We start from the raw sequence: 5,626 nt of genomic DNA on the forward strand, positions 1-5,626 counted from the left end.
GATACCGCTGGACGTGCCCAAGTTGCTGACTGACCCTGAAGCAAGGACGGTGAGCAAGGGCCCCATCTTTTCGCAAATGCTTGTTTGGTTACTTGATTACTCCAGTATAGGATATGGAACATTCACCTGTAGTCATGAACGTCAAATGATTTGGATGACAGTTGTCACATCCTCCTGCATTTTCACCCTTCCCAACAAACAGATCCTTTTTCAGGCGAACGCTTCATGGCCTTATTGCATATACCCGTTCAGGTCGGCCGACCGTGCCATAGGTTAAATCGGCTTCGATTTTCTCCTCGGACATCAGGTGCTCCAGATAGCGCCGTGCCGTGGTCCTGCTCACACCTATTTCATTGGCAACTATTTCTGCCGTCAACCCCGCCGATGCTTTTCCCAACACAACCATCACCTTCTCCAACGTCATCCTATCGATTCCTTTTGGCAGTGGCGCCCGTTCCCTCTCCTTGTCCTTCACTTCTTTGCTTAAAAGCTTGTCCACCTGTTGCTGGGTCATGGGAAAATTGACTTTTTCGAATTCGGACAATTTCTTGTAATACTCCTGATATCGAAGGATGGACTGCTTGAAACGTTCAAATGAGACAGGCTTGATGATGTAATCAAATATGCCGATTTTAATCGCTTCCTGGACTTTTTCGATTTCTTTAGCCGCCGTTATCATGATGACATCCCTCTGCTTGCTTTGCTGCTTGATTTCCTTAAGCATATCCAGCCCATTCATATCCGGAAAATACATATCAAGCAGTAATAAATCCGGCTGCATGATTTCAATGAAGCTTTTAGCTTCATCATAGCTTGAAGCGATCCCTATCGTTTGAAAACCCTCGATCTTTTCGATGAAAAGCTTTTGTATCTCCGCAACCCTTAAGTCATCTTCTATGATCAACACTTCTATATCACGAGTGGCTTTCATATAATCTCCCCTCTCTGTTTTTGGGAATGGCAACCGTAAAGATCGTAAATTTCCCTTTTTCCGATGAAAAAGTGATCGATCCCCCCAATCCATCAATCGCTTCTTGAACAAGGCTCAGGCCAATGCCCGCATTGGTTTGATGGCTTTTCGTCGTAAACCCGTTTTGGAAAACCCTATCTGCAACCTTTGCATCCATCCCTTTTCCATTGTCCTCGACTTCAATGATCAACTCCTTCCCCAAATCGGTTACGAACAGCGAAGCCTTTTTTTCTTCCCTACCGTTTTCCCGTACAGCTTCGAAGGCATTGTTGATCAAGTTACCGATGATCGTCACTAATAGATCCCGATTTATATCCGAAGGAATATCCTTGAAACTGCTCTCTCTATCGAAGGTAAAATCGATTTTCAGCTCGCTTGCCAAACTCGCTTTCCCCAAGATGAACCCCGCAATGATCGGATCCGGCACTTCCTTCATTAAAAAATGAATGAAACCTTGGGTGACGTCGACTTCCTTCGATATGAAATCAATCGCTTCTTTATAGGATTCCAGCTGGATCAGGCCAAGAAGCGTGTAAAGCCGATTGGAATATTCATGCGTCTGTGCCCTTAGCCCTTCTGCATACGCTTTTACATGGGAAAGTTCCTGAAGGAGATTGGATAGCTCAGATTTATTCCGCAAGCTTGCAACAGCGCCGATGACCTCGCCGTGCTTATTCAATATCGGAATGCGGCTTGCCAAAAAAATTTCACCATCAATCATGAATTCCTGATCATATTCCGCCTGTGCCGTGCTTACTACATCAAGCAGATGTGTATGTATAAGGACTTCTTCTATTTTTCTTCCGCGTAGCTCGACACCTTTGGGGATGTGAAGGAATTTGTGCGCCGTTTCATTGACGACCGTGATTTTCCCATGAACATCAATGGCGATGATCCCTTCATGAATCGATTCCAAGATGGCGTGTTGCTCTTGAAGCATCCATGCAATCTCTTTCGGCTCCAGCCCTAATATCGCCTTTTTAATATTGATGGAAATGAAGAAGGCGATCAATAAACCGCCTATCAAGATAAACGTGATGGCCCAGACTATCTTTGCTTGTATTCTGGAAACCTCTTTGGCGATATCGTCCTGAAGGTAGCCAACGGAGACTATTCCAATGACCTTACCATCTGCGAATATCGGGGATTTCCCCCGTATGGAAGGCCCCAATGTCCCCGTCGATTCCGTAATGATCGATTTTCCTCTCCACACCTCGGCATTATCTCCTCCGACCATATTCTTGCCAATCAAGTGTGGATCAGGATGGGAGAGACGCTTTTCATTCTCATCTCCTATCACGATGAATTCGGCGTCAATCTCGCGGAGGATTTCTTCCGTAATCGGCTGGATGATCAGACTAGGATCATCCGTTTGAAAAGCTTGGTGGATTTCAGGCAGCAAAGAAATGGTTTCGGCAACCGATAAGGCTTTTTCCCCTGTTTCCTGCTTCAAGTTACTTTCCAAAACATTTATGAAGATAACTTCAAAGATTCCGCCAATCAAGATGATTAATGTGCAGATCCCCAGCATTAGCTTTGTATGTAAACGCATTCAACCACCTCTTCTTACATCATATAAAAAAAAACCCCTTTAAAAAAGGAGTTTTTTCACAACATTCAGATAATGCAAGTTATCCTTCTATATTGATGACAACGTCTTTCCCCCTCTTCTTGAGCAAAACCGGAATGAGCAGCCATAGTGCCGTTACGATCAGGAAGGTAAGGGACAGCGGCCTGGTGAAAAACAAGCTGTAATCTCCATCGGATATGGTCAAGGCCCTTCGCATATTGTTTTCAATCATTGGCCCCAATACCAATCCCAATACTAATGGGGCGATCGGGTAATCATTTTTACTCAAGAAGTATCCCAAGACACCGCATCCCAATAGCAGCAATAAATCATAAGTGGAGACTTGTACGGCATAAACACCAAAAATGGAAATCGCGATGATGATCGGAATCAAGTATTTCTTTGGCGTTTCAATGGTTTTCGCAAAAACCTTAACGAGTGGGAGATTAAGGATGAGAAGCATCAGGTTCCCGATGAACATGCTGGCGATGAGTCCCCAGGCCACTTGAGGATGATCCTCGAATAATAATGGACCCGGCTGGACATTGTACATCATGAGCGCCCCCATCAAGATGGCCGTAGTGCCGGAGCCCGGGATTCCCAAGGTCAATAAAGGAATCATCGCTCCGCCTGACGCTGCATTGTTGGCGGTTTCCGGACCGGCCACCCCAGCGATCTCCCCTGTTCCGAATTTCTCTGGTTTTTTTGAAATGCGTTTTTCCAGCAAATAAGAGAAGAAAGAGGCAAGCGTCGCCCCTGCACCGGGAAGGATTCCTACGAAGAAACCTAAGAGCGATCCGCGGGCAATGGGACCGGCAGATTCCTTGAATTCCGCCTTGGAAGGAATTAAATTATTGATTTTTGCAATGTCCCCATCATCCTCTTCTTTTTCCAAAATGGTCTTGAAAACTTCCCCGAGGGCGAATAGACCGACCGCGATCGTCAGGAACTCGATCCCTTGGTACAGCCAAGGAATGTCAAAGGTAAAACGGGCGATCCCGGATACATTATCGATTCCGATCGTCGCGATCAATAAGCCGCAGACCGTCATGATCAGTGCCTTCGTTACCGATTTCCCCGCCAAACCGCTGACCGCCGCCAATCCCAGCAGCATGAGCGAAAAATAATCAGCCGGCCCGAATTTAATCGCAATCTTCGATAACGGCTGCGCCAAGGCAATCATCGCGATCAAGGTGACGATCCCTCCTACGAAGGAACCGATGGCAGAAATGGACAAAGCACTCCCCGCCCTGCCCTTCTTCGCCATTTGGTAGCCATCCAATGTTGTCACGACAGAGGAGGACTCACCAGGTGTATTCAATAGGATGGAAGTCGTCGACCCTCCATACATTGCCCCATAATAAACACCTGCAAGTAAAATGATGGCGCTTGTCGCCGCTTGCTCTGGCGGAAGTCCCCCCGTGATCGATGCGGTGACCGGAATTAAAAGCGCCACACCGCTCATCGGCCCGATCCCCGGCAAAACGCCGACAGCAGTCCCGATCAATACCCCGACAAAAGCAAAAAGGATGTTATACCAAGTAAGTGCCGTTTCGAAGCCATGTATTAAATAATCAAAAGTTCCCACTTCCTTTTCCCCCTTCTTTTAAGAAAACCAAATTGGCCAACCCGGCAGCGTTCCCTTTAAAACACTCACGAATAAAAAATAAATGATTCCGGAAAATCCTGCGGAAATGATGAGTGATGTCACCCACTTATTGCGTTCCATCGTTTGAAAGCAAACAAACAAAAACAGAAAGGTCGTAATGACATACCCTATCGTTTCCAAGGTCAAAATATAAATCAAGGTTGAGAGAAAAATGATGATGAACGGCTTATACTCCAGCTTTTCCTTACTCGAACTTTGTCTCTTGCCCCGATATGACTCATAGAACAGGCGAATGCTTAAAGCAGCAAGAACGAGCCCTAATACAAAGGGAAAAATATCCGGCCCTACCGAGCTTCCATAAGACGAACTGGCGAGCTTCCTGCTTCCGATCATGAACAGCAAGCCGACAGCCAGAAAGGCTACAGATGCAAAACGATCAAATTTAACGTCCATAACAATCCCTCCATTTCAGAAAATAAGAAGAAGGTGAACGCACCTCCTTCTTCGCGATTATTTTTCCATTCCTAAAGCTTCCAATAATTGCTGCACCTGTTTCTCCTGTTCTACTAAAAATTTGTTGAATTCTTCACTATTTTTATATTCTTGTTCCCAGCCTTGAACTTCCACTTCCTTTTTCCATTCAGAAGTTTCAACTAGCTTGGCAATGGTTCCGTCCCAATAGGTTTTTGCTTCTTCTGACATATTCTCAGGACCAAAGACGCCTCTCCAAATCGTGAATTCAGCATCAACCCCCTGTTCCTTTGCCGTCGGTATGTCCTTTAAATCTCCGCCCAAACGTTCGGTCGAGGTTACGGCCAGTACTCTAATCTTTCCTGCTTTTAAAAACTCCCTGACACTGGATGCATCCGTCCCGATTACATCTGCATTTCCGCCAAGCAATGCCGTAATCGCTTCTCCTCCCCCGTCGTACGATACGTATTTAAGCTTGGTTGGATCCAAGCCGGATTCATATGCCGGAAGAATCGAGATCAAATGATCCATCGATCCCGGAGCCGAACCTCCTGCAAACGTTAACTTACGGGGATTTTTCTTCACCGCTTCCAGCACTGATTTCAAATCCTTGAATTCAGAATCGGCTTTTACCACAATCGCCCCGTAATCTTTTGTCAGCTGCGCCAAAGGAGTCGTATTTTTGTATCCGTAAGGACTGTTGCCTTCTTTTTTAAGGTTATTGATTATGACAGGTGGTGAATTCACGAATAGCATGTCATCATTATCCGCTTGCTGTGTTGCATAATCCGCCATGAAGACCGCGCCCCCGCCGCCAGGTTTGTTTTCGACCGTCAACGGCTGATTCACCAGTTTCGTTTCGCTTAAGATCTTTGTAAATGAACGGGCGGTTAAATCCCAGCCCCCGCCTGCCCCGGAAGGAGCAACGATCGATATCGCCTTTTTCGGATAACCTGTACTTTCCTTCTTTTCTCCGGATGTATCCGAGCTACTGCTGCTGCATGCC

At 46.1% G+C, this 5,626-nt stretch carries 5 protein-coding genes; all 5 read right to left on the reverse strand.

The features are described from left to right. Positions 1–223 precede the first annotated feature (223 nt). Positions 224–931, reverse strand: coding sequence for a response regulator (locus CVN76_RS22535; protein WP_100533023.1), 708 nt, complete (start codon positions 929–931; stop codon positions 224–226). Beyond that, positions 915–2,522, reverse strand: coding sequence for an ATP-binding protein (locus CVN76_RS22540; protein ID WP_100533128.1), 1,608 nt, complete (start codon positions 2,520–2,522; stop codon positions 915–917). Before CVN76_RS22540 ends, CVN76_RS22535 begins: the two co-directional genes overlap by 17 nt. Positions 2,523–2,601: 79 nt before the next feature. Further along, on the reverse strand, positions 2,602–4,128 hold the full coding sequence (locus CVN76_RS22545) for a tripartite tricarboxylate transporter permease (protein WP_100533129.1): 1,527 nt from the start codon (positions 4,126–4,128) through the stop codon (positions 2,602–2,604). An 18-nt stretch (positions 4,129–4,146) separates the two neighbouring features. After that, positions 4,147–4,602, reverse strand: coding sequence for a tripartite tricarboxylate transporter TctB family protein (locus CVN76_RS22550; RefSeq protein WP_100530146.1), 456 nt, complete (start codon positions 4,600–4,602; stop codon positions 4,147–4,149). Positions 4,603–4,659: 57 nt separating this feature from the next. Continuing rightward, positions 4,660–5,626 (reverse strand): tripartite tricarboxylate transporter substrate binding protein (locus CVN76_RS22555; protein WP_100533130.1); only part of this gene is annotated, 967 nt, incomplete at its 5' end.

This window comes from Bacillus sp. mrc49, assembly GCF_002803435.1.